The organism is Ignavigranum ruoffiae (assembly GCF_023195815.2).
Lineage (GTDB): Bacteria > Bacillota > Bacilli > Lactobacillales > Aerococcaceae > Ignavigranum > Ignavigranum ruoffiae.
This window is the reverse complement of sequence record NZ_CP096206.2, coordinates 1475170-1499483: the sequence shown is the minus strand read 5'-3', so window position 1 is coordinate 1499483 and position 24314 is coordinate 1475170. Positions and strand designations below refer to the sequence as shown.

Below are 24314 nucleotides of genomic sequence, written 5' to 3'. Positions count from 1 at the left end.
AGAAGGAGGTCATCAATACGATGGAGATTTTAAGAATAGAACATTTAACAAAAATTTACCAGCAGGGAAAGCAAGATCTCTATGCAGTAAATGATGTCAGTTTGAAAGTTGATAAAGGTGAATTCATAGCATTGGTTGGACCGAGTGGGTCGGGGAAATCAACTTTCTTGCATATGATCGGCGGAGTAGATAGTCCGACTTCGGGAAATATATATATTGAAGGGACCAATGTAGTTACTTATTCCGAGAAAGAATTAGCGTTGTTTCGCCGTCGTAAAGTGGGTCTGATTTATCAGTTCTATAATCTTATCCCTAATCTTAGAGTTAAGCACAATATTGAGTTACCATTGAAGCTAGATCATCGACCTGTTGATTTAAATTTCCGCGATGAACTCTTAAGGAAATTAGGCATTGAAAATAAATTAGACTACTTTCCAAATGAACTTTCTGGTGGCCAGCAGCAACGGGTGGCTATTGCCCGTAGTCTAATCTATCGTCCAGCGATTATTTTGGCAGATGAACCAACGGGAAATCTTGACCGAGATAATTCTCAAGAAATCATTGAACTATTTAAATATTTTAATCGTTCATTGAAGCAAACCATTATTATCATTACTCATGATGAATCAATTGCTCTTCAAGCAGATCGTATTCTAACTTTCGTTGATGGACAGCTAGTAGGAGATGATTCTAATGGGTAAACGCAGACTGCCATTAATCTTGGCTATTTTCATCAGTTCGCTCTTTATAACATTTATTCTTTTCTTTTCCTACATTCAAATGAAAACAACCAAGGATGCTTTCACTTTAGAATCACCTTATCAGGCTGCATTGAATCAACCGCTTAGTCTTGAGGAAAGTAGAAAAATTGAGCAAGTCAAACAAGTGGAACGCGTAGCTAATGAAGGCACGAGAAAAGTTAGCCAGATTGCTGATCAGCTTACAATTGTTCGTTCAGTAGATTTAAATTATCTAAAGATGTTAGGATCAGGATTGATTTTAGAGGGCCGCTTACCTCAAAAGCCAGATGAAATCATCTTGTCAGCAGATTTAGTCGACACTTTAGGGCTATCATTGGATAATCAGATAGAAGTGAACTATGGACAGCGCCAATTAGGATTGGAAGCGATTTCTATTGATGCGACATTGACCTCACAAGAAAGTTTTATTATTCAAGACTCAGAGTCATATCGCTTGGTTGGCATCATCGATAACCCATATAATCGAATGACTGGGCTTCATGGAGCCTATCGTTTGTTGAATCCTAAGGATCAAATTGAAAATACATTTTTGAATTTTTCGAATTTTGTCGCGGCATATCAAGATAAAGATGAGCTCGAAAGAATCATCCAAGAGGAAACCCATAAACAATCTCCTGAAATTAACTTTGTTCAAAGTTGGATTAGGTATTATCGTGCGGATCAAACTTTTTGGCAGCGAAATCGAGTCATGATATTAAATGGTTTCTTCTTAGTTATTCTAATCTTGGTTTTGGTTTTCTTTATCAAAAATATTTTTACTGTTTGGGGCTTGGAGAAAGTTCGAGAGTTATCCATGTATAAATCAATTGGATCGACATCTTGGCAAATATATTTACAATTATTAAAGGACGGTAGTCTAATTGCGATAGTGCCCCTACTTCTGGGGCATGGTTCGGGCTTCCTGTTAACCAATTTGTTGAGTAATCTACTAGCCAAAATTAATGGTGTTCCTGTGGTTCGCATTCCCTATCATTTGGGTATAAGTCTGACTTTCCTACTAGTGATGCTAGTCATGATTAGTTTAGCAATCATTGCACCTGCACGAAGATTAAGTCAGATTTCTATCATTGAAGGATTGCGAGGGAATATTGAATTATCTCATTATCAAAGAAAAGCTCGGCCAAGTTTCTGGCAAGAACTTCATGGAAATAACGCCAGGGTTATTCGAAGCCAGCGCTATATTTCAACGATTGGAATTTTTATAGTGGCTTTGCTTTGCTTTGTAGGGGGTATAGCTCGATTTTACCGAGTTCATTATAGTTATCAACCAGCCTATAATTTGGAAATTAATTTACGAACCCAACAAGCCGAAACACCTGAAATATTGAAGGATTTAAAAGAGAGCATTGAAGCAGAATCTTCCTTTATAAGTACTCAAAAGTATTTAATGATTGATCCTCAATTGAATTATTCTAAAGCTTTAGAGGAGAATTTACTAAATGAAGAGTTTTTTTCACGAGAAAATTCTGAATATCTAGAAGGATTCTTATTTGGGCTTGATGATCAAGCGTTTGCCAACCTTGGGGGCAAAAAAGGTGAAATTCTATTGTTGAACCAAACACAAAGAGATCCTAATCAAGCACTTGATGAAGCAGACTATATTCCATATTTCTCTTCATTAGAATCAATTGATTACAGTATTCTTGAAAGTCAGCTGACGCAATCTGACACGTTTAAATTGCCTATCGATCGTCTGATTGATGATGTAGGGATTTATCAGGAGCGTTTATTGCCTTATCAAATCTTTATGTATACAGATATGGATACTTTTCATACCTATATGGAATCTTGGCAAGACTACTCAGAAAAGAAACATTCGCAAAAATTCGCTCATAATTATTCCTTGAAATTAAAGGTGGATCCTTCAATCATTGATGATTTGAAGGAATATGTTGTTCAGCGATTGAAGGACACAGTAGCGCCCAATGAGCGTTTTGGAATCAACGATGTCCGCGATGCAGAAGCTGCACGTATCAAAGATCTGAAATCCTTAGCCATCCTAGCTCTTTTTACTGCTTTATTAGTGCTGATTTTTAATCTTACCAATGGTTATGCTTCAATTCAATTGGCTTTACAGACGCAAAGTAAAGAGATCGGTGTCCTTCAATCTTTGGGAATTCACCGAAAGGATTTAGCAGCTGAATATCAAAAACATTATAGCTTGGAACAAATTAAATCATTTGTTCTCGTCTTTATTCTGTTAGCCATCGTTATCCTCGTCACTTCTTGGTTAAATCCTGGTTTGAGCTTGCCAATTCTGCTGAATTATTTTCCATGGCCTGTTTTTATGAGTTTTGCCCTGTTAATTTATTTACTGAATATAGTCATCTTCCACTACAGCCTTAAGAGAATTCTAAATCAAGCTATTATTGATTTAATTCGCTAGAATCTTGGCTTTGTTGAGTATTCGGAATTGATTTCCAGAATTGAATCAACATCTTATAAATTTGTTCAGTCAGTAGATCGATTTCAGTGGTTTGACCACTGCGAACCCAGTTAAAGACAACGCGGATAATCCCGCCGGCCAAGAACTCGGCCAGTCGCTCTTCTTCCATATAGAAGACAAAGCCATTTTTCTTTTCCAGTTGGAAGCGATTGGCGATGGTCTGATAAATTTGCTGGTAGAGGATATCAGCGATTAAGGTATAGTAGTCACTGGAAAGCAGACTCAAAGATAGATAATGGTAGTCTTGGAGGAAATTTAGGATATCTTCGATTACGGCCCGATAGAAATCCTCTGGTTGAAGAACGGAGTAGCTGGTACGATTTTTTTGGTTAAATTCGGCCAATAAATAATGGGTTAGCTGACCTAGGAAGTCAAATTTATCTTGGTAGTGGCGATAAAAGGTCGAACGACGAATTTGGGCCTGATCACACAGATCTTGAATAGTTAATTTGTCAAAGGATTGGTGGCGAGTTAAATCTAGGAAGGCGTCTCGTAGGGCTTGTTCGGTTTTCTGGGCTCTTAAATCTTTTGAACTCATAGCTTCACCTCTTTTGTGGACAATTATACGCTATTTGTCGCTTATGCGACACTGAGTAGCTTTTATCTCTGTAAGGTAGAGATTAATCGCAGTAAAATGAATACATAGATTAATAAGGAGTGATATCTATGTATTACACAAATGGTAATTACGAAGCATTTGCTCGCCCAAGAAAACCTGTTGGAGTCGACCAAAAATCAGCCTATATCATCGGTTCAGGGCTAGCCTCCTTAGCGGCCGCTAGTTTCCTAGTCCGTGACGGTCAGATGGCTGGCGAACGCATTCATGTCTTAGAAGAACTGCCCCTGCCTGGTGGTAGCCTGGATGGAGCCTATGTACCCAATGAAGGCTTTGTTTTACGTGGGGGTCGTGAAATGGAAAACCATTTCGAATGTTTGTGGGATCTATTCCGTTCGATTCCTTCTTTAGAAATCGATGACGCCTCAGTCTTGGATGAATTCTATTGGTTAAATAAAGATGACCCTAATTTCTCAAGATGTCGGATTATTCGTAAGCAAGGTCAACGGATTGATTCGGATGGCAAGATGGTCTTATCAGATCAAGCTCAAGCAGAGATTATCAAACTTTGTTTAAGAAAAGAAGAAGACCTGGATGATGTCACGATTGAAGAAGTTTTTAGTGAAGAATTCTTTAAATCTAATTTCTGGATTTATTGGAAGACGATGTTTGCTTTCGAGCCTTGGCATTCAGCGATGGAAATGCGCCGATACTTGATGCGCTTCATCCATCATATTGCGGGTATTGCTGATTTTTCAGCCTTGAAATTTACCAAATATAATCAATATGAATCCTTGGTGCTACCATTAGTCGCTTATCTAGAAGAACATGGGGTTGAATTTGTTTATGATACCCGTGTCGATAACATTGTAGTCAATGCTTCTAATGATAAGAAAGTAGCTACAAAGATTGAAATGACTCAAGAAGGTGAAAAGAAAACAATCGACCTCACCGAGAACGATCTGGTATTTGTTACCAACGGTAGTATTACCGAAAGCACGACTCGAGGTGATAATCAAACACCAGCACCCCCAACAGAAGCGATGGGCGGATCTTGGAAACTATGGCGAAATTTAGCTGCCCAAGATAAAAGTTTCGGCCGACCTGAGAAATTCTACCAAGGTATTCCCAAGAAAGCCTGGTTTGTATCCGCAACAACGACAACCTTAGATGATAAAATACCTCCATACATTGAGAAAAATTGTCAACGGGATCCGTTTTCCGGTAAGACAGTAACGGGAGGAATCGTGACGGTGACCGACTCCAAATGGCAATTGAGTTTCACTTTAAACCGGCAACCTCAATTCAAGGCACAAGCCGATGACCAATTAGTTGTTTGGATCTATGCCCTATATTCTGACGTCCCCGGTGATTATATCAAGAAACCCATTATCGAATGTTCAGGGGCTGAAATTGCTCAAGAATGGCTCTACCATATGGGAGTACCACTCGATCAAATCGAAAGCTTAGCCAATGAATCATGTAATACGGTTCCAACATATATGCCTTATATTACAGCATACTTTATGCCGCGCGCTAAAGGTGACCGTCCTTTAGTAGTACCCCATGGTTCCAAGAACCTAGCCTTTATTGGTAATTTCGCTGAGACAGAACGAGATACCGTCTTCACGACCGAATATTCTGTTCGTACTGCGATGGAAGCTGTTTATCAACTCCTTCATGTCGATCGTGGTGTGCCTGAAGTATTTGCTTCTACCTATGATTTAAGAATGTTACTGCAAGCAGTCAATTGTTTAGCCGATGGCCAAAAATTAAGCGAGCGAAAATTACCACTTTCTAAACAAATGCTTATGAAGAAAATCCTCGCTAAAACAGAGGATACCTTTATCGAAGAACTCTTAGAAGACTATGATTTAATTTAGAGTTGATTGGATGAGGTAGTTTTCATAAGTAATCAAGTAGCTCCCCTCTCGCAACTTGATTAATATAGAGTCTCACTGGAGTCGTTGACTGAGTGAGGCTCTTTTTTGATTCTCATATTGGTGGATTTCATATTTTTCGCTATAATATAAAGAAGATAGGAGTGGAATCGATGAAGCAAACAGATAAGATTCAAGCTCGAGGGCCGAAAGAAACGGCTTGTGGGGCCGTATTATTTACTCGAAATCACGGAGAACTTAATTATTTATTAATTGAAGACCAGCACGGGACCTTTGGTTTTCCAAAAGGGCATGTAGAAGCGAACGAAAGTGAGGTTGAGACAGCACTTCGTGAAATCGAAGAAGAAGTCGATGTACATCCGCGCCTGTTAGCTAATTTTCGTAAGGTCGAGCGTTATATCTTGCCTGAAAAGAACAATGCAGAGAAAGAAAACATCTATTTCTTAGGAGAGTTTGACCAAGAAGAGATAAAAATCCAGGAAGAGGAAGTGCGCCATGCACTGATTTTACCTTATCAAGCCTGTTTGGAGTACTTACAATTTGAAAGTAAGAAACAACTCTTGCAAGAGGCTAACGAATTTCTGCACAAAAATATTAACCAATTAGACTATCTGTAGCAATAAGTAAGTGCGATCAGGTCGGCCAGTAAGATAAATAAGACTGAAAAGAGGAAGATGATGGATCAAATTGGAGAAATTATCAAGCATCGTCGTCTACAATTAGGAATGACCCAATATACGCTAGCAGATAAAATCTATGTAGCCCCTAAGACGATTCAGCGATGGGAAGACAATAAAAGTCAGCCGGATTGGTTGTCCCGGCGCTTGCTTACTCGATTGTTTCAATTAGAGTCGGGCAGTTTGCAGATGAATTCACCGAAACCGACAGATTCGAATTCCTCAGCCAGTGATTTCTTCAAGAAAGCTTTACACATTATTTTAGGTGTGGGTGCTTTATTAGCCTTTGTCTGTCGCTTTATTTATCTCTTTATCCATCGACCTGGTCAAGACTTACTTAAAATTTTTATCAAGACGGGGTGTGGCTTGCTGATTGTGCTAGCTTTAAGATTTATGCCGGCGACCAGTTTCTATATCAATCTATTATTGTTGACAGCGATTTATCTGGCCCTCCGTCTGTATTTCTATTATGGCCAGGAAGTCAATGGTTCTGAAAAGTCAATTTAGCTAGAATTTTTTCTGCCAAGGTGAAATATTAAAGCGACATCAACAAGACAAATCAAGAAATGATGAATCAACTATGACGATGCTGTGAGTGAGGTGACCTAATTTATTGAATCAGAAGATTAAATATAGCAAAATGCGTGATCAGCTCAGTGAATCTGAGAAACGCGTCTTAGATTATTGCCTGCAGCACCCCCAGTATATTGAACGAATCACCATCAATCAGTTGGCCAAGGAGTTATTTATTTCGCCATCAACCATTTCCAGAACAGCTCAGAAATTAGGCTTTCACGGCTTTAAAGAGATGAAATACGGCTTCTTGAAAGAAGAACCAAGGTTAACTGAGGTAAAATCTCATAATGGGTCGATGAAGCAGGGAAATCAGGGATATTTCGGTGAGATTCAGACCAAGCTCCAGATAACCTGTCAACAGCTAGACGAATTATCACTCGAGCAAGCTGTAACTTTTATTCATGATGCAGGGAATATCGAAATTTTCGCGGTGGGCGGGAGCGAGTATATTGGCAAGGAATTAAACCGCAAACTTCAACAATTGAATTACTCAGCCAATGCCCGCAGTGATTGGGATGATTTAACTCGTGTTTCCAAGCGCTTAGATTGTCAATCCTTAGCAATATTTATCAGCCAAACTGGCGAAACGCCATTACTACTTAACTGGGCTCAAAACATCCACGACAATCGGGTCCGCCTAATCAGCATTACTGGGAATCAGCATTCTAGCCTACAAAGCTTATCCACCCTGCATTTTTATGGACCGACCGCACTTAGATATCAATTGGATGCCGATATTAGCTCGCGACTGAGTCTGCAATATCTTTGCGATCTCTTGGTCTGGAAATTAGTGGAAATATTTGAAAGTCATTGAAATTATTTCGAACTTATTTGTAAGTGCTTTCGAAACTTTCTTTCTTCAGTATAATGAGTCAAAAAGGAGTTGATTCAATGAAGAAGAAATCATCAATGATGGAATTCTTTCAGGGCTTAGGCCGAACATTCATGTTGCCGGTAGCCCTTTTAGCCTTTATGGGCTTATTATTAGGAATAGGAAGTTCATTTACGAGTCCAGCCGTGTTGGATAAATTACCATTTCTAGCGCATCCTATTCTGCAGTTAATTTTTGCCTTTATGTCGACCATTGGGAGCTTTGCCTTCACTTATTTACCCGTGATGTTCGCGATGGCGATTCCGCTCGGTTTAGTTCGCAAGGAAAAAGGGGTAGCTGCCTTCTCTGGATTCGTCGGTTACACCGTGATGCATTTAGCCATTAATTTCGTCTTGAATGCTCGAGGAATGTTGGCTGAAGCCGATCAAACAAGGGATGGTCTTTGGCATTCAAACGCTAGAGATGGGGGTCCTCGGCGGAATTATTGCTGGGTTGATTGTTTATAACTTACACAATAAATACTATGACATTCAATTACATGATAGTTTCTCTTTCTTCTCTGGTGTCCGTTTTGTACCTATTATTAGTTCCTTGTTGATGGGCTTAGTCGGCTTGGGCTTACCCTTTATCTGGCCTTACTTTGCCATGTTTATTGCTCTAATTGGTAAAGCTATTCAAAGTTCTGGGGTTTTTGGACCTTTCTTATTTGGTTCTGGGGAACGTCTCTTACTGCCTTTTGGTTTACACCATATCTTGGTTGCTCTGATTCGCTTTACCGAAGCCGGAGGATCCATGTTGGTCGATGGTCACCAGACTGTTGGAGCTTTAAATATCTTCTATGAAGAATTGAGTAAAGGCCTAGCGATTTCGCCTCAAGCCACAGCATTCTTGTCACAAGGTAAGATGCCGACATTTATTTTCGGTCTCCCTGCGGCTGCATTAGCCATGTATCATACAGCTTCTCCTGAACGTCGAGCTTCAATTAAAGGTTTGCTCATTTCTGGCGTCGTAGCCACCGCAGTGACTGGAATTACCGAGCCGATCGAATTCTTGTTCCTATTTGTGAGTCCTTTATTGTGGGTCTTCCATGTTATTATGACTGGACTTGGCTTCATGGTGATGGCCTTACTTGGGGTGACCATTGGTAATACGGATGGTGGTATTCTAGATTTTATTATCTTTGGAATTTTACAAGGTAATCAGACTAAGTGGTATCTGGTCTTAGTGGTTGGATTAATCTGGTTTGCGATTTATTATTTCGTCTTCAAGACGGTTATTCTTAAGAAGAACCTACCCACACCAGGAAGAGCGAAATTAGCTAGCGAAACAGAATATAGTCGGGAAGAGTTAAAGAGCAAAGGGCAATCAGACTATGATATTCCAGCAATCTTGGTTGCCTTAGGTGGGAAAGATAATCTATTATCATTGGATAATTGTGTAACCCGTCTTCGGTTAGTGCTGGCTGACGGCGACCAAGTTCAAGATGAGAGATTAAAAGAACTCGGTGCTCTAGGTGTCGTTCACTTAGATAAAGAGAATGTTCAAGTCATTATCGGAACGAAAGTCACTTCGGTACGTAATCAATTGGAAGATTATATGATGAGTGGGGATACTCATGAACTTTGATCAAGTCATCAATCGAAAAGGGACCTATTGTACTCAATGGGATTATGTTTATGATCGATTTGGTAAAGCTGACTTGCTTCCTTTTACGATTTCAGATACTGATTTTCCTTTGCCTGAATCGACCATTCAGCTTTTGAAGAAACGACTGGACCATGGTATCTTGGGGTATACCCGCTGGAATCATCCAGATTTTAAAGAAAGTGTTGTGTCTTGGTTTAAGCAATGCTTCGATTCAACCATTGATTCGGACTGGGTAGTATATAGCCCCAGTGTGATGTATTCAGTGTCCTTATTAATTCGTTTATTAAGTCAAGAAGGACAAGGAGTGATTATTCAAACACCTGCTTATGATGCCTTTTATAAGACAATTCGAACCAACCAACGTCAAGTTGTTGAGAACCCACTTTGCTATCACGAGGGACGCTATTCTATTGACTTTGATCATTTGGAGTCCTTAATGCAAGATTCACAAAATCGGATCTTGTTACTCTGTTCGCCCCATAATCCGACCGGCCGGGTATGGCAGCGGGAAGAATTACTGAAGATCGTCGCTTTGTGTCAGCAATATCAAGTTTTTATTATTAGCGATGAGATACATATGGATATTGTCCGCCCGGGCACACATCATCATCCGATTCTCGATTTTAAGCAAACAGGGGTTGCCTTACTCAGTTCCGGTTCCAAGACCTTTAACTTTGCTGGTTTATTGTTCTCATATCTAATGATTCCAGATCAGGAACTACGAGACCAATTCTTAAGTTTGCTTAAGGGGGCAGATGGACTTAGCTCACCGAGTAATCTAGGCATGTTAGCGACCATGGATACTTATCAGCATGCCGGAGATTGGGTAGATGAGCTAAATCAGTATATTGAACAGAACGAACAAAGAACCATCGGATTTATTGAACAATATTGTCCTAAATTATCGGTAGTTCCGGCTGAAGCCACTTATTTATTATGGATTGATATGAGTCAATTGTCTTGCTCGATGAAGGATTTTCAGAAGATACTGGTCAATCAAGCGAAAGTAGCGATTATGGATGGCTCAGTTTATGGCGGCAATGGAGCTAACTTTCTCCGCTTAAACATAGGTTGTCCGTGGTCCAAACTACAAGCTGGGTTGAATGGATTGCGACTGGCCTATGAAATGGTTGAGCAATAGAAACCCTAATTTCCTCAATAAACGGTTTGAATCGAACGGGTTCAAATCGTTTTTTGTTAAGATTTAGTCCAGAGGCTGTTATTCATCGATAGATTCTTTATAATACACTTAAGAAAACAAGAAGAGGGTTTATATGAAAGAAACAATGGGACTCTATGTCCATATTCCATTTTGTCAGAAGAAGTGTCATTATTGTGATTTCCTTACTTTTGCCCGACAAGAAGGGATGATGGAGAAGTATGTCGATTATTTAATTAAAGAAATGGCTTTATATGCTAAAGAAGATTACTTATTAGATAGTATTTATTTTGGTGGTGGCACCCCGTCCTATCTGGCTGCTGAAGAGATGGATCGAATTATGCAGGCAATTTATGCCTATTTTGACGTAAGTGAAGACTGTGAAATTTCAATAGAAATGAATCCAGAATCAGTCACGGCGGAACGACTTGAAGTCTATCTTAAGCACGGCTTTAACCGTTATACGATGGGGGTCCAATCGTTTGATGATGCGGTATTGACCTTGATGGGTCGCCTCCATGATGGTCAAACCGTTCGCGACCGAGTGGATTTATTACGCAAAATGGGCGTCAAGAATTTAGGCATTGATTTAATGTTTGCCAATCCTAAACAAAATATGGCGATTCTCAAATCCGACTTGAAACAAGGCTTGTCATTAAATCCGGACCATATCTCTTATTATTCTCTGATGATTAAAGAGGGGACCCCTTTTGCTCGTTGGGTTCAGACGCGGCAAATTCAATTGATTGAAGATGAAGCAGAACGCGATATGTATCATTACATACAGTCTGAGCTAGCTAAAGCGGGCTACCAGCAATATGAGATTTCTAACTTTGCCCGACCTGGTGCAGAAAGTCGCCATAATCAAAAATATTGGACGCTAGCGAATTATATTGGTCTAGGCTTAGGAGCTCACTCGAATATTGATTTGGTTCGTTACAGCAATTGCCGGCAATTTGATCATTATTTTGCCAAAATTGACCAAGGTCAGAAACCGATAGCTTATCAAGAACAGTTGTCATTCGAAGATCGCGAAAAGGAATACATCATGTTGAACCTGCGTTTAATTAAAGGTTTCGCCATAGCTGAGCTAAATCAGAAATTCAATATTAATTTCGAAGAAAAATATAGAGCAGCCATCGACAAACACCTTAAACTCGGAACGGTATCGCTAAAAGATGGGCAATTTACTTTTACCAAATTTGGTTTGGATGTCGGCAACCAATTTTATCTAGATATATTATAAAAGATTAAAATTACGGCTGAGGACTGAGGTATTTCAGACAAAATCTGGTATCTTTAATTTATAAGGAGTGATGACCATGGAACAGCTTCGTAATAAATTAACAACTATGCCACAGAAATTCTGGATTTATAATTACGCCATGTCGCTTGTGTACTTTCTGTTAGATAATCATTGGGCTGCCTTGCCGCTTATCTTATTTCCAGTAGCAGTTATTTTAATTTCAAGTCTAGCCAAGACATATCGGATTGATCCCCACTATCAGACTTTAATTGGTTTCTATCCTTTTGAGAAAGGGAATCTCTTGAGTTTTGGCCTGGCCTTATTGCTTAATTTCATTATTTGGCAGGTTTCTCACTGGTTAGTATTGATTGCTTTGGTTCTACTTTATACCCAAGATAGAAATCATTAATTGTACAGACTACCTCAGAACTTTGGCGATTGGTTAAAGGCTGTTGGGGTGTCTAGAGTAGGCGATTGGAGTAATTCAATCGCCTTTTTGGTCTGTACTTGAGACCCGTGTTGCGTAGCTAATTACAAGACCAGAATAATTATAGAATTGCGGTCTTTGTCTGATCTGGCTTGTGCTTCTTGAAGCTATCTAAACAATCGACGGCCTTATTTTTATCTTTCTTTGTAATCAATGATATAATGTTGGTAAGTAAGAGAAGGAGGGATTAGATGGAAGCATACAAAGTTCCTAAAGTTTGGCAATGGGAAGACGAGAATTCTAAGCGTTCTGGTAATCGACCGACAGCGGGTAAGCGATTTGAGCAAAGCTTGCCCCAAGGCGACCATGACTATCAAGTTTATTCACTCGGCACACCTAATGGGATTAAGGTAACCATTATGCTAGAAGAATTAAAAGCGCTAGGTTTTGCGGTAGATTATGACTTGTTCTTAATTAATATCCAAGAAGGCGATCAGTTTGGTTCTGACTTTGTTGAATTGAATCCGAACTCCAAGATTCCTGCCTTGTTAGATACGTCAGCAGACCCAGCGATACGTGTATTTGAATCCGGATCGATTCTACTATATTTAGCGGATAAGTATCAGGCCTTGATTCCTCAAGATTGGGCAGGTCGCACTGAATGTTTGAATTGGGTCTTTTGGCAAGTAGGGGCGGGACCTTTTATTGGTGGAGGATTCGGTCATTTCTTTACCTATGCTCCGACCAAACAGAAATATCCGATTGATCGATATGCTATGGAAACCAAACGTCTGCTAAGTGTGCTCGAAGGTGAACTGGCTCATCAACCATACTTATGTGGCGACGTTTATACCATTGCCGATATTATTAATTGGTCTTGGTTTGGTCGCTTAGCTTTGGATAAGATTTATCCAGGCTCGTATGAATTCTTATCATTAGAAGATTATCCTAATGTGAAGGCTTGGGCCGAACAGATTAATCAGCGCCCTGCCGTCCAAGCTGGATTAGCCGTAGAATATCAGTCCATTGATGCAGAATAATTTCAGCTAAGCAGAAAGGAGCCTCACCATGAAAGTTTCATATCATAATCATTCAGTGGTTCAAGTCTTCCCCAATTCTGGCCATCGACTTATTATTGATCCCTTTATTGAAGGGAATGAAGGAACCGATCTTAAGGTTGAGCAAGTTAAAGTCGATTATATTCTTTTAACCCATGCACATAGTGATCATTTTGGGGATACAGTCGCGATTGCTAAAGCCAACCAAGCCCTAGTGATTTGTAATGTAGAGCTGGCGGGATACTTAGCGAGTCAAGGCGTTCAATGTCATGGTATGCAACCAGGCGGTAGTCATCGTTTTGATTTCGGTCGGGTAACCTTCACCCAGGCGATCCATGGTTCCTCGTTAGAAATCGATGGCTTACCGGTTACCTTGGGCTTAGCTGCCGGTATAATTATCGAAGCTGATGATCAGGTCCTTTATCACTTGGGTGATACTGCTCTATTCTCTGATTTGAAATTGTATGGCGACCTATTTGATATTGACTTAGCGCTGATTCCAATCGGCGATAATTTCACCATGGGTCCGCGTGATGCGCTTTTAGCAGCCCAGTGGCTCAAAGCTAAACATGTCATGCCGGTTCATTACAATACCTTCCCACTCATTAAACAAGATCCCCAGGCTTTTGTCGCCAGTTTACCTGATGGCCAAGGTTTGTTAACCGATATTGGCGAAGTCATCAATCTATAAGATGAGTAAGGGTGGCGATTTAGACCAATCCGCCTAAGTTTTATTATCAAATACCAAACCCACAAGACGTCGTTTTAATCAGCGAGTTCTTGTGGGGTTTTTTGTTTTACGATAGCCAAACGAGAAACACGCTCAAACATGCATCGAATTCAAAGAAGAGACGTCATATTATTTCTAAAGTTTAATCAGACTCAGTATAATGAGTACAAAAGGAGGGAATCTGATGAAATTAAAGAAGATTGTTTTGTTCCTGTTTTGTGCCTTATTTCTCTGGGGTTGTGACAATGCGACTAATCTATTTCCAAATACGACACCGACACGAACGGATTATGTTGAGAAAACTGAATCAGGTTATAGCAGTCAACAACAGGTATCTTATAGTGGGTCGGCAACGATTGAAAGTAAAGCCTATGAGAAAGATTACGAACGTTTCCTACAATCCGTAGAGGCTGTCAAGGGCAAAGTTACCTCTCAGAGTTCGACTCAGTATTCTGATGAAATGAGTCGAAGTGTCTTGAATCAAATTTCTATTACCGTGGATGTCCCTCAAGAACAATTACAAGAATTTATTCAAACGATTAAGAAAGATTACAAGGTGGCCAACTTTTCCTTGTCTAGCCAGGATCAGACCGACACAATTAATCAAGATCAAGAAAGGCTAGAAGAAGTAAAGGCGGAAATCGCTGATTTAGAGAAGAAATTAGCGGAAGAGAATCTGCCTTCAGCCGAAAAAATTGCTTATCAAGATAATTTACGTGAATTAAAAGCCGAACAACGAAATCTGGAAGCTAGTCTGAATCAGACCCAAGACTCGGTGAAATATTCTACTTTAGATATTAGTTTGAAAGAAGTAAAACGTTACTATAACGAGAAACCTAGTGTGGCTGATTATTTCGTCCAAGCTTTCTCCGGGTTCTTCACTTTCGCCATTCCTTTGTTTGCTTGGTCATTAATCAGTCTATTCTTTGTGATTCCTTATTTATTCGTCGCTATCTTTACTTATGTCTTTGCCCGTAAAATGGTTAACAAGTTCGTTCACAAAGGACATGCACCGACTAAAGTCTATATCAAAGAGATTCCTTCAATTCAAGCAGACAAAAATGCGGACACCCGTGACGAAACAATAGATAGTGAAATCGATCGGAAGTAACAGTTAGTCGGTCAATAGAGTTTGCAGAGAAAAATTGGTTTTAAAGGACTCCTTTGAATAATAAATGAAGCACAATTTCCGAATTTTGAGTGCAATAGCCGCCAAGATTCGGATTTCTTATCGGTAATCAGTGGGCTGAAAACTAGAAAAGAGTATCGCGAGTCAAGATTTTTCCAATCAAATAATGATATTGAACGAATTGATTGCTCGAAATGTAGCGCATAAAAAAACTAGCCGTTTCACACGCCTAGTTTTTCTTTTAATGCTTCAGTTAATGTTTGGGAGAAATTGATGTTTTCTTTAATTGCCAAGTCACTTAACCATTCAGGAACTGTCACATTTTTACGTACGGTTTTGGAATGATATTTTCGCCGGTAGGCGTTTAAATCAATGCCAATTAAGGCAACATCTTTGTTAGGATATTGCAGTTTGATCTGATCCATCGATGAGGGTTTAGGAAACTCTTTATAATCTTCGAGTACGGCACCGAGAACTTCACTAGCCATCTCGTAGGCTTCTTCGATAGTTTCGCCTTGTGTCATGGCTGCAGGAATATCGGGAAACATGACGACATAGTATTGGCTGCCTTTTTCAAAAGTAGCTGGATAGACTAACATACTCTATTTTCCTTTCTATATTATCAGTTGTTAAAATTAATTCGCCGACTATTTCAATCCGGCCTGTTTTAGAATTTCTTTTAAGAAAATATCATCGATATCTTTATTATGCATAGGAACAACAGTTGTTTTGTTAGTCCGCTGATTATACATTACCTTGTGACTTCCACGTTGTCTAATTTCTTTAAAACCATTTTCTTTTAGTTTTTTGACGAGGTCTTTTGGTTTTATCGGCATCATGAAATCCTTCCTATCATCATAATACACATTTTATGCGCATGTTACAAGATTTTGATATTATCTTCGATAAAAAATCGTTAAAATAATTCAGTTTAAATATTTAGTAGATAGTAAAACATGAAGTTAGTTTCTAAGATTGATTATTTGAATTAAAACTAGCCGTTTCACACGCCTAGTTTTTTTGTGCAATCGCTTCTGTAAGTGTCTGCGAGAAATTTAATCTAAGTTCTTTGCCAATCGTGTCAGCCCATTTTGGAATAGTTAATGTTTTTTTAACAAGTTTATCCATGCCCAGATATTGAGAAACATCGGTAGGTACCAAAGAAATAAAGGATTTTGATAAGTCAGTAAATGTTTCAAATTCGTCATCATCCATGACTGTGTGATTTGCAGTCAAAGATAGACCATTGATGTTTGATGGGGTTGGTAATTCTTGATTGGACTCTATAATATCTGCAATGGCCATTCCTAGATATTCTGCTGCCATTTCCATTGCTTCATTAATGGTATCACCTTGCGTGGCAGATTGTTCAAAATCGGGAAAGGTAATAAAATAACCATTGGAATTATTGTCATAATAAAATATTGCAGGATAAACAGCTTTCATTGAAATCTTCCTTTCTTTTCAACGACGAGACACAGGCTAAGAAAATGACTTACAAAAGACCTGCCTATTTTAAGATACTTCTCTCAGTGCCGATTTTCAGTTCGCTTTTGGGAATGATGATTGACCCGTGGTTTGGCTTTTTCATTATGATATGCGAACCTTTACCTTTGTTAGATGTGTGGGTCCATCCATTCTTTTTGAGCAACTTAATCATTTCTCTTTGATTCATTGGCATAGTATGAAGCTCCTTTTATATTATAATACGTGTAACACGTACTATAAATAACTATGAACAATTTATCCTGTAAAGAGCAATTACACAAATTTAGCCAAGAAACCGACTCCCATCCATAAAGAAAGTAAACATTGTCCAAAAATTTATAAATAATTCAAAATTTGGGCAGAATTTAGTTTTCATATTGAATAAAAAGCAGAATCCCATCTAATATTTTTGATTAAGATTTCTGGTTTATTTAATTATGATGACTGAATATAAATTGCAACTAAGTTTACTTTTAATTCTTGTATGATTTATCTATGAGCCAGAGAAGAACATAAATCTCAACAAATATTACATGGTCAGTTTTTTGAAACGTATTGGAATGTTTAAGTTCTAAAGGAGATTCTTGTTAAAATATACTCTTTTGTCGCTTGTTACGGTGAGTGACATCTTAGTCACGCATATTCATGTTGTAACGTATGATTAATTGATTTAATTGGGATATAGAATAATTTTAGGAGGATTATCTTATGACTGTAGGGGAAAAATTAAAAGAATTATGATAGTGAATGTATTATTGATATTGGGTAATCCTATTAAAATTGGGTATTCTTGATATTTGATTCAGAACTTTAAAAAATAGATCGAAGATAAAAATAAGAGTCAAATTTAATATTGACTCTTATCGGAGGGATAATATAGTTTGCTAAGGATAATTACCAGCCGTTAGCTGAACAGAAATCATTAAATATTTTAAACTGTGATCTCCATTCGGTATTTTTACATGCTGAAGCCATTCCGTAATTAGTAATAGCTCTGACGACAGCCATCGCAGATCCAGTCCCAATATTTTTTAAGGCACTGATAACCATTGCAGAAGTAATCACCGCGTTAGGTTGTATATCATAAGTGGAGTCAAAGTATACATGACTTGGAGTTGCATTGTCTAATTGTTCTCTTGAGCCTCCAGTCAGATTAATTAAAGTTTCTGTATCTTCATAATCTAATGCATTTAGGAATTCTGATAGGTTAGTTACTTGTTCATAACTCATGCCTAATTCAGTGGCCTTTTCTTCTTCTAAAACAAATAATCCAGTAGATTGGTCGTAAGCAATTGATTCGATGATAGCCTCGTCTAACTGGCTGCCAGTCAAACCGTCTTCTTGTGCTATAGCTGATGGCGAAAAGATATTGCTCATTAAAATAACTAAACTGATTAACCCTAAAATTATTTTTTTCACTTTTCTTTGTCTCCATTCTTTTTATCTAAAAATTTGAAAACACCATAAAATACTAGCGCTGTAAAAAATTCAGAAACTGTATTGAATTTTAAACCTAATAGATTATTAAGTATTAATGTAATGCCAAAAAAAGATAAAGCGAATAAAGGTAATTCTATATACCATTTCAACATTAATCGACCCCTGTGAACTTCTTTATCTAATTGTCCTGTCATCTCTGCATCCTCTTTCAATAAATTATCTAGAGACACTGAAAAATATTCAGAAATTTGGATTAAAGTCAAAATATCTGGATAAGCTGCTTTAGTCTCCCACTTTGAGATTGAGCTTCTTGAGACTGTTAAAATCTCTGCTAAATCTTGTTGAGTGAGATTCTGTTTTTTTCTAAGTGCTTTGATTTTTTTCGCAAACATTTATTTCCCTCCATGCATTTATCTTACAAAAGTTCGCTTAAACTTCATGGTCTATTCTTTCACAAAGCGTGAAGTGAAAAGGATTCACATTAAAATAAAACATTCACCAAAGTTATGAATAAGGTAGTAAACTAGATATTCAATCACGGATGAAATAGTTAGGTTGAAATTATCAAGAGTTTTCTTAAATATGATATTTATAGGCAATAACAAGACTAGCATGAAACGAGAGAAATATACAATTTTATCCTAATATAAACTATTTTGGCATGAGCATTGTAGTAATAATTCTCATTTTGAATCTATATCAAATAGAGACCAAAGTATTGTCTGCAATATGGACTAACGATGCAAGCATTTTTTAATTTCAAACTACGATAGGTATGTAACGTTTGGTTGAAATAGAAATAAATAAGAATTTGTGAGATGGATGATATATGAAATCATGTAGGGATATAAATAAAGAAACAATTGATCAAGGGATCGAGAAAGGATGGAATAGCACAACCTATCTTTCATGAAGACTATTTATAGACAAAAGAGCGTGTTTGGGATGTTTTACTGCCCCTATAATTCCCGAGTCCATGAGTGTTTAGGTCAATTAAATAGTAAAAAGATCTTGGGATTGGCTTCGGGAGGCGAATAACAAATGCCTGTTTTTACAGGGTTGGGGCAGATAGATAAAACAGAATAATTGACAATATTTCATCTTGTTATATTATTTCAATCAAGTAAAGAAAATGTTGGTGAACATATAAAAATATTTATGAAGAAGAGGGATTATCTGCGGAGTCAACTGTTTGGAAATTCCGAACAGTTCAACAAGAAGGCAAGAGACTAGTTGAAAGACAAATCACTCACTATAATTTGGATTTAATTATTTGGTTAGGTTATAGAGTAAAGTCAAAATAGCCACCCATTTCCGACGTTGGGCGACGGAAATTTTGTTTAGATCAACGAATTATAGCTATATAAAATGATAAAATTTCTAATGATTGTGACTTTACCATGAATGGGAAAAACAGGAGGATAGACATGCAAAGACTATTTTTAACGAGTTCTTTTATAGGAACTGAAAATCAGTATAGACAATATATAGAACCTATACTAGCGAAAAAGAAAGTTACTTTTGTTGACACGGCTAGTAAAGTTGAAGAATATAAAAAATATGTTGATGATGCTAGAAATTGGTTTAAAGAACATGGCTATCAAATAACTGAAGTGGATTTTGATTGTAAAGACCGTGAGGAAATAGTTGGAATATTGAATTCAACAGAACTTCTCTATATCAGTGGTGGGAATAGCTTCTTCTTACTACAATCCATCGAAGCAAACAAATTAAAGCAAGTAATCAATGAGCGAATTTCTAGTGGAATGATTTATGTCGGCGAATCAGCTGGAGCTATCATTACCACACCTAACATTGAATATTCTGCTGCTATGGATGATAAGCATCAAGCAAAAAAATTAAAAAGTACTAATGGCTTGGCTCTGATAACTGATTATATTGTTTCGCACTATGGTGAACCTCCTTTTGCAGAAAGTGCTCAAAAAGTGGTAAATCAAAATACGTCTTTGCCTTTGCTAAAGATAGATAATCATACAGCTGTCCTATACCAAAATCAAGAAGCTACGATTTTAAATTAGACATTACCCTGAATCATCAGATAAGTGACCGGCTTTGCTCATAGGAGGTAAAATATGAATATTCTTGCCATCGAAATCTGTTTAGAACTTCCTTTTTCTGCCTCACTTAAAGATAAACGCGCTGTTCGTCAATCGCTGGTGGCAAAGTTGAAAAAAGACTACTCCTTAAGCGTTCGTGAAACGTATTTACAGGATTCGGTTCAGCAGTTAGTGGTTTCGGCTGCCTTTGTTTGTCTGAATGAAAGTGAGGGCGAAAAATATATCCAAAAGATTCAAGATTTTGTCTATGGCTTTACGCTCGACAGATCTTGTGTATTACGAAGTTTGACTTGGGATGTAGTTGATGTGTGGAATCTCTGATTGATAAGGACAACATCAAAATCTTGCCCTAGCATCATATAAAATTTCTGTGGCTATGTAGAAACAATTTGCTGAAAAATAACAAGCATGACTATGATTCAGCCTTTGAAGATCCGTCTGGGTGGAAATTTATTTCTTCCAGGACGGTCTTTTTTTATGTTTTAAGGTAACTTTATCAACCCTATTAGAATTTATTGAAACATTTGAGAGAATTTACAGCGAATTTGTTTTTACATTCTTCGAAAAATTTTTTATTGACAATAAGTAAAAAATCAACTAAAATCATAACATACCGACGGTATGTTATGAGGATTAGGAGGTCAAGAATGTCTAGAATGAAATCAGGTGAAGATAGCAAACAAAAAATTTTGGAGGTAGCGGAAGAGCTTTTTCTAGAAAAGGGTTATGATAAGACGACTATCAATGATATTGTCAAGAGACTGGGCAACATGACAAAGGGAGCAGTATATCATCATTTCAATTCTAAGCAAGCCATCTTTGAGAGTTTAGTGGCAAACTATGCGATGGAAGATCCTTTTCAAGCTTTGCAAGGAAAGAATGGTTTAGAAAAATTGCGAGAAGTTTTTCGTAAGGAATTACTAAATTTCAAAAAATTGAGTTTCTTTTATGCAGGACAAGTTTATATTCAAACCCCCCGACTGATTGGTGAACAATATTTGGCATTAATGAATCAATATGTGCCGTTAATCGACCAATTGATTAGGGAGGGGATTGAGGATGGCTCAATTCGAACTGCCTACCCGGCTGAAATCGCAGAATTAACCTTACTATTTACCAACTTAGCCATTGGATTGCGTTTGAGTGAATTAACGGCAGAGCAGGCTAAAAATAAATTTAACTTTTTGCGTCAGGTGTTAGAAAAAATGAACGTACCATTATTTGATGAAGATTTATCACAGGTCGCCAATAATTTATTTAACCAATTAAAAAAATAGCTCAGCTATTTTTTTTAAGCAAAGACATACCGTCGGTATGTAAGGAGGATAAAAATGAAAATTATTAAATTAATCAGTTTCATAGGTTTATCTTGCTGTGTGATTTTAGGGAGTATGATTGAAGTAGTAGCTGGTAAGGAGGATACCACTCCTTCAGGTATGCCGATTGATCAATTAGCCACTGAAATTGATCGATTTATGGACGAGCATATTGGTTCCTCCAGTGTAGGCGCTTCTGTAGCTATTGCCAAAGATGGAGAAATTATCTTGTCTAAAGGTTATGGTTATGCAAATGTCGATAAGAAGCTTAAAGTCACTGAAGACACAGTCTTTGAGTATGGGTCGATTAGTAAATTATTTGTCTGGACTTCCATTTTAAAATTAGTCGAAGCCGGTCAAATCAATTTGGATCACAATATTAAAGAATATCTACCTGAAAGTTTTAATAATCATTTTAATCCCAAATATCCGATTAGCATGCGAAATATTATGAATCATTCCAGTGGTTTTGGTGAATATCCTTTTGACCTGCTCCAAACAAAAGAACCTGATTACCAAATCAAGCTCGAGGATGCTCTGAGTCAAGCTCACCCACGTCAATATTACCGACCAGGTACCTTGAGTTCTTATTCAAATTATGCCACTGCTCTGGCAGCATTAGTGGTTGAACATTTGACACAGACCACTTTCGACGTCTTTGAGAAGGAACAAATTTTCAAACCGCTTGAGATGAGGAAAACTTCTGGGAATTGGACCTGGAAAGATAATTCGTCCATCTTAGCTAATAAAGCTGAGGGCTATGTCAAAGCGGGTAATCAATTCAAGAAGATAGGCTGGTCCTATATCCCTTTGTATCCAGCTGGATCAGTCAATGGCACGGCCAATGATTTATGCTACTTTGCCATCGATTTGATGCAGCAGAAAGAGTCCAAACTTCTTCAAAATGAAACCCTACAACAAATCTTTCAAACATCTGTCGATGATAAGCAAACGGGCACGTCTTATGGCTTCTTTACTTATAAGAGTCATTCAGGCCAAGCCTTCGGTCATGGGGGGAATACAGCGGGATTCTCCACCCAACTGTCCTTGGATCCTGAAAGTAAATTCGCCATGATCGTCTTGACCAATACAGCGGGCGAAATCGAAATTACGGCAGGGCTTCATGAATTACTATTTGGCGATTCGATGGACCAGATTCAACTAGATCAAGCCAATCTTCCTGACGTCAAAACATTTGAAGGAAATTTTGTGACTGCAAGGATATCAGTAGGAACTAGAGTGACCCCAAATAGTTGGACCAGAGAGATGAACACTATTTTGTGTTTGTCTCTCTTTTGGTTTAATGATAAATTGTTAAGCCGCTTGCGCTTTTCTATATGCCACAGGACTTAGCCAATTCAATTTTTCTTTAATTCGTTCTTCGTTATAATACTGAATGTAATCTGTGATTGCAGTTTCTAATTCCTTGTAACTTCGATATATTTTCCCATAATACATCTCCTGTTTCATCACACTAAAGAAATTTTCGATCGGGGCATTATCATAACAATTCCCTTTACGCGACATACTTTGGAATACTTGATGTTCTACTAGTAACGCCTGATATTCCTTCATTTGATAAGCCCAGCCACGATCTGAGTGGAAGGTTCGTCGATAGGCGCATTCTTTCGATGCTTCTAAAGCTTCTTTCAACGCCTCAATCATCGTGATCCGATTCGGTTGAGAAGATACTTTAAAACTAATGATTTCTAGATTATACAGATCCATAAAAGGATCTAAATACATTTTCTTAACTTGAAGTTTACCAGAATGATCTTCTTCATAATATTTGAATTCGGTCGTATCCGTAGTAATCTTTTGTCTAGGGATGGACGTCTCAAATCTTCGATTCATCCGGTTAGGAGCAATCCGTCCTAGGACTCCCTTGTAACTATTGTATTTTCGATATTTACGTCCGAAGTTTTTAACCTGAATCTTTAATACTTGACAGAGACGTTGGACTTTCTTTTTATTAATGTGCCACCCTTGGTTAACAAGGGTCGCATGAATCCGACGATAGCCGTAATTCGGATGTTTCTTACGAATCAACAAGATGGCATCTTTGACTTTTTGGTCTGGATCTGATTTTTTCCAATGAGCTTGCCAATACATATAAGTGGATTTAGGAAAATCAATCGCCGCAAGAATCTCAGCTAAAGTAAATCTTTCTTGTTGTCGGAGCTTGTGGATGATTCTTGCTTTGTCTTCATTGCTTTCTGTTGCCGCAAGCTCCTTAGCATTTCCAAGTATTCATTTTTTATCGTTTGCATCTTTAATTCATACTCAAGTTCTTCAATTCGTTTATTTGCCCACTCTAGATCCGTTATCTTCAATGGAATAGAAGAAGTTCGTTTTTCTCTGCTCGTTCGTTCTTGCTTAGACATTGGTGGCCTCCCTGGTTTGCGAGAAAGACCTTCAATCCCGTGGTTATGATACTCTTGACGCCATCTAGGAATCAGTGAAGGATTATTCAATCCCAATTCATTCGCCACATCTTGATAGGATTTCTCACTGGCTTCATACAAAGTGATTGCTTTTAACTTAAAGTTTACACTGTATGTCTTATTTTTTCGAGAGCGCATTAACCCTTTTATTCCTAAAGTTTTATAAGCGTTCACCCAGGTTCTTAATTCTTGGGAGGATTTAATCTTATATTTCTTCGTCAACGTCTTCATCCCGATGGTTCCAGAAAGATATTCGGATACAATTTTCATTTTAAATTCTAAACTATATTTAGCCATACAAATACCCCCTAAAGTTGGATCATTCGGTCCAACTTTAGGGGGTCAGTACACACTCTAAACCCCCCTTGAGTTTTTTAATTATTTAAATTTAGCAAGGATAAAG

General features: G+C 37.9%; 26 protein-coding genes and 1 pseudogene. 18 read left to right on the top strand and 9 right to left on the bottom strand.

The window, feature by feature from the left end; all coding sequences use genetic code 11:
• Nucleotides 1–20 precede the first annotated feature (20 nt).
• Both M0R79_RS07080 and M0R79_RS07075 read left to right on the top strand, forming a co-directional pair.
• Nucleotides 21–701, top strand: a complete 681-nt coding sequence (locus tag M0R79_RS07080; protein ID WP_248415854.1) for an ABC transporter ATP-binding protein — start codon at nucleotides 21–23, stop codon at nucleotides 699–701.
• Entirely contained in the window at nucleotides 694–3147 is a 2454-nt protein-coding gene (locus M0R79_RS07075; protein ID WP_248415855.1) for an ABC transporter permease, read from the top strand. The genes M0R79_RS07080 and M0R79_RS07075 overlap by 8 nt, the downstream gene beginning before the upstream one ends.
• On the opposite strand, the gene M0R79_RS07070 is transcribed toward M0R79_RS07075, so the two are convergent.
• A complete protein-coding gene (locus M0R79_RS07070) occupies nucleotides 3128–3745 on the bottom strand; it encodes a TetR/AcrR family transcriptional regulator (protein ID WP_248415856.1) in 618 nt (205 codons plus the stop codon). The genes M0R79_RS07075 and M0R79_RS07070 overlap by 20 nt on opposite strands.
• Nucleotides 3746–3873: 128 nt before the next feature.
• Here M0R79_RS07070 and M0R79_RS07065 point away from each other — a divergent pair, with 128 nt between their 5' ends.
• The 11 genes and pseudogenes from M0R79_RS07065 to M0R79_RS07015 all read left to right on the top strand — a co-directional run bounded on the left by M0R79_RS07065 (nucleotide 3874) and on the right by M0R79_RS07015 (nucleotide 15127).
• Nucleotides 3874–5646, top strand: coding sequence for an oleate hydratase (locus M0R79_RS07065; protein ID WP_248415857.1), 1773 nt, complete (start codon nucleotides 3874–3876; stop codon nucleotides 5644–5646).
• Nucleotides 5647–5816: 170 nt separating this feature from the next.
• Nucleotides 5817–6281 (top strand): NUDIX domain-containing protein, encoded by a 465-nt coding sequence (locus tag M0R79_RS07060; protein WP_248415858.1) that lies wholly within the window; start codon nucleotides 5817–5819, stop codon nucleotides 6279–6281.
• A 60-nt stretch (nucleotides 6282–6341) separates the two neighbouring features.
• Nucleotides 6342–6848, top strand: coding sequence for a helix-turn-helix domain-containing protein (locus M0R79_RS07055; RefSeq protein ID WP_248415859.1), 507 nt, complete (start codon nucleotides 6342–6344; stop codon nucleotides 6846–6848).
• A 106-nt stretch (nucleotides 6849–6954) separates the two neighbouring features.
• A complete protein-coding gene (locus M0R79_RS07050; protein WP_248415860.1) occupies nucleotides 6955–7731 on the top strand; it encodes a MurR/RpiR family transcriptional regulator in 777 nt (258 codons plus the stop codon).
• Between the two features lie 53 nt (nucleotides 7732–7784).
• A pseudogene (gene malX / locus M0R79_RS07045) lies at nucleotides 7785–9375 on the top strand (maltose/glucose-specific PTS transporter subunit IIBC).
• The gene (locus M0R79_RS07040) at nucleotides 9365–10537 is read left to right on the top strand and encodes a MalY/PatB family protein (RefSeq protein WP_248415861.1); all 1173 of its coding nucleotides are present in this window, start codon (nucleotides 9365–9367) and stop codon (nucleotides 10535–10537) included. The pseudogene malX and the gene M0R79_RS07040 overlap by 11 nt, the downstream one beginning before the upstream one ends.
• A gap of 133 nt (nucleotides 10538–10670) precedes the next feature.
• A complete protein-coding gene (gene hemW / locus M0R79_RS07035) occupies nucleotides 10671–11801 on the top strand; it encodes a radical SAM family heme chaperone HemW (RefSeq protein WP_248415862.1) in 1131 nt (376 codons plus the stop codon).
• A gap of 76 nt (nucleotides 11802–11877) precedes the next feature.
• Nucleotides 11878–12210 (top strand): hypothetical protein, encoded by a 333-nt coding sequence (locus tag M0R79_RS07030; RefSeq protein WP_248415863.1) that lies wholly within the window; start codon nucleotides 11878–11880, stop codon nucleotides 12208–12210.
• 269 nt (nucleotides 12211–12479) lie between these two features.
• On the top strand, nucleotides 12480–13268 hold the full coding sequence (yghU, locus tag M0R79_RS07025) for a glutathione-dependent disulfide-bond oxidoreductase (RefSeq protein ID WP_248415864.1): 789 nt from the start codon (nucleotides 12480–12482) through the stop codon (nucleotides 13266–13268).
• A gap of 28 nt (nucleotides 13269–13296) precedes the next feature.
• Nucleotides 13297–13977, top strand: a complete 681-nt coding sequence (locus tag M0R79_RS07020) for a metal-dependent hydrolase (protein WP_248415865.1) — start codon at nucleotides 13297–13299, stop codon at nucleotides 13975–13977.
• Between the two features lie 223 nt (nucleotides 13978–14200).
• A complete protein-coding gene (locus M0R79_RS07015) occupies nucleotides 14201–15127 on the top strand; it encodes a DUF4349 domain-containing protein (protein ID WP_248415866.1) in 927 nt (308 codons plus the stop codon).
• A 239-nt stretch (nucleotides 15128–15366) separates the two neighbouring features.
• Here M0R79_RS07015 and M0R79_RS07010 read toward each other — a convergent pair whose 3' ends face one another.
• The 6 genes from M0R79_RS07010 to M0R79_RS06985 all read right to left on the bottom strand — a co-directional run bounded on the left by M0R79_RS07010 (nucleotide 15367) and on the right by M0R79_RS06985 (nucleotide 18465).
• A complete protein-coding gene (locus M0R79_RS07010) occupies nucleotides 15367–15744 on the bottom strand; it encodes a type II toxin-antitoxin system HicB family antitoxin (RefSeq protein WP_248415867.1) in 378 nt (125 codons plus the stop codon).
• Nucleotides 15745–15792: 48 nt separating this feature from the next.
• On the bottom strand, nucleotides 15793–15984 hold the full coding sequence (locus M0R79_RS07005; protein ID WP_248415868.1) for a type II toxin-antitoxin system HicA family toxin: 192 nt from the start codon (nucleotides 15982–15984) through the stop codon (nucleotides 15793–15795).
• 172 nt (nucleotides 15985–16156) lie between these two features.
• A complete protein-coding gene (locus M0R79_RS07000) occupies nucleotides 16157–16591 on the bottom strand; it encodes a type II toxin-antitoxin system HicB family antitoxin (RefSeq protein ID WP_248415869.1) in 435 nt (144 codons plus the stop codon).
• A gap of 64 nt (nucleotides 16592–16655) precedes the next feature.
• Entirely contained in the window at nucleotides 16656–16805 is a 150-nt protein-coding gene (locus M0R79_RS06995; protein WP_375163582.1) for a type II toxin-antitoxin system HicA family toxin, read from the bottom strand.
• A gap of 722 nt (nucleotides 16806–17527) precedes the next feature.
• Nucleotides 17528–18052, bottom strand: coding sequence for a hypothetical protein (locus M0R79_RS06990; protein ID WP_248415871.1), 525 nt, complete (start codon nucleotides 18050–18052; stop codon nucleotides 17528–17530).
• On the bottom strand, nucleotides 18049–18465 hold the full coding sequence (locus M0R79_RS06985; protein WP_248415872.1) for a helix-turn-helix domain-containing protein: 417 nt from the start codon (nucleotides 18463–18465) through the stop codon (nucleotides 18049–18051). Before M0R79_RS06985 ends, M0R79_RS06990 begins: the two co-directional genes overlap by 4 nt.
• Nucleotides 18466–19227: 762 nt before the next feature.
• Between M0R79_RS06985 and rhuM the strand changes: the two genes are divergently transcribed.
• The 5 genes from rhuM to M0R79_RS06965 all read left to right on the top strand — a co-directional run bounded on the left by rhuM (nucleotide 19228) and on the right by M0R79_RS06965 (nucleotide 22820).
• Nucleotides 19228–19377, top strand: coding sequence for a RhuM family protein (rhuM, locus tag M0R79_RS09360; RefSeq protein WP_248417173.1), 150 nt, complete (start codon nucleotides 19228–19230; stop codon nucleotides 19375–19377).
• Nucleotides 19378–19500: 123 nt separating this feature from the next.
• Nucleotides 19501–20112, top strand: a complete 612-nt coding sequence (locus M0R79_RS06980) for a Type 1 glutamine amidotransferase-like domain-containing protein (RefSeq protein WP_248415873.1) — start codon at nucleotides 19501–19503, stop codon at nucleotides 20110–20112.
• A 54-nt stretch (nucleotides 20113–20166) separates the two neighbouring features.
• Complete coding sequence (locus tag M0R79_RS06975) at nucleotides 20167–20472, top strand: DUF503 family protein (RefSeq protein ID WP_248415874.1); 306 nt, start codon at nucleotides 20167–20169, stop codon at nucleotides 20470–20472.
• A 326-nt stretch (nucleotides 20473–20798) separates the two neighbouring features.
• Nucleotides 20799–21428 carry a TetR/AcrR family transcriptional regulator gene (locus tag M0R79_RS06970; protein ID WP_248415875.1) on the top strand — a complete coding sequence of 210 codons (630 nt, stop codon included), beginning with the start codon at nucleotides 20799–20801 and terminating at the stop codon, nucleotides 21426–21428.
• A 54-nt stretch (nucleotides 21429–21482) separates the two neighbouring features.
• Complete coding sequence (locus M0R79_RS06965; protein ID WP_248415876.1) at nucleotides 21483–22820, top strand: serine hydrolase domain-containing protein; 1338 nt, start codon at nucleotides 21483–21485, stop codon at nucleotides 22818–22820.
• Here the strand turns inward: M0R79_RS06965 and M0R79_RS09300 are convergent.
• Nucleotides 22782–23657: an IS3 family transposase gene (locus M0R79_RS09300; RefSeq protein WP_310795421.1), complete on the bottom strand. Its 876-nt coding sequence runs from the start codon at nucleotides 23655–23657 to the stop codon at nucleotides 22782–22784. The genes M0R79_RS06965 and M0R79_RS09300 overlap by 39 nt on opposite strands.
• The gene (locus M0R79_RS09295; protein ID WP_310795404.1) at nucleotides 23621–24208 is read right to left on the bottom strand and encodes a helix-turn-helix domain-containing protein; all 588 of its coding nucleotides are present in this window, start codon (nucleotides 24206–24208) and stop codon (nucleotides 23621–23623) included. Before M0R79_RS09295 ends, M0R79_RS09300 begins: the two co-directional genes overlap by 37 nt.
• Nucleotides 24209–24314 lie beyond the last annotated feature (106 nt).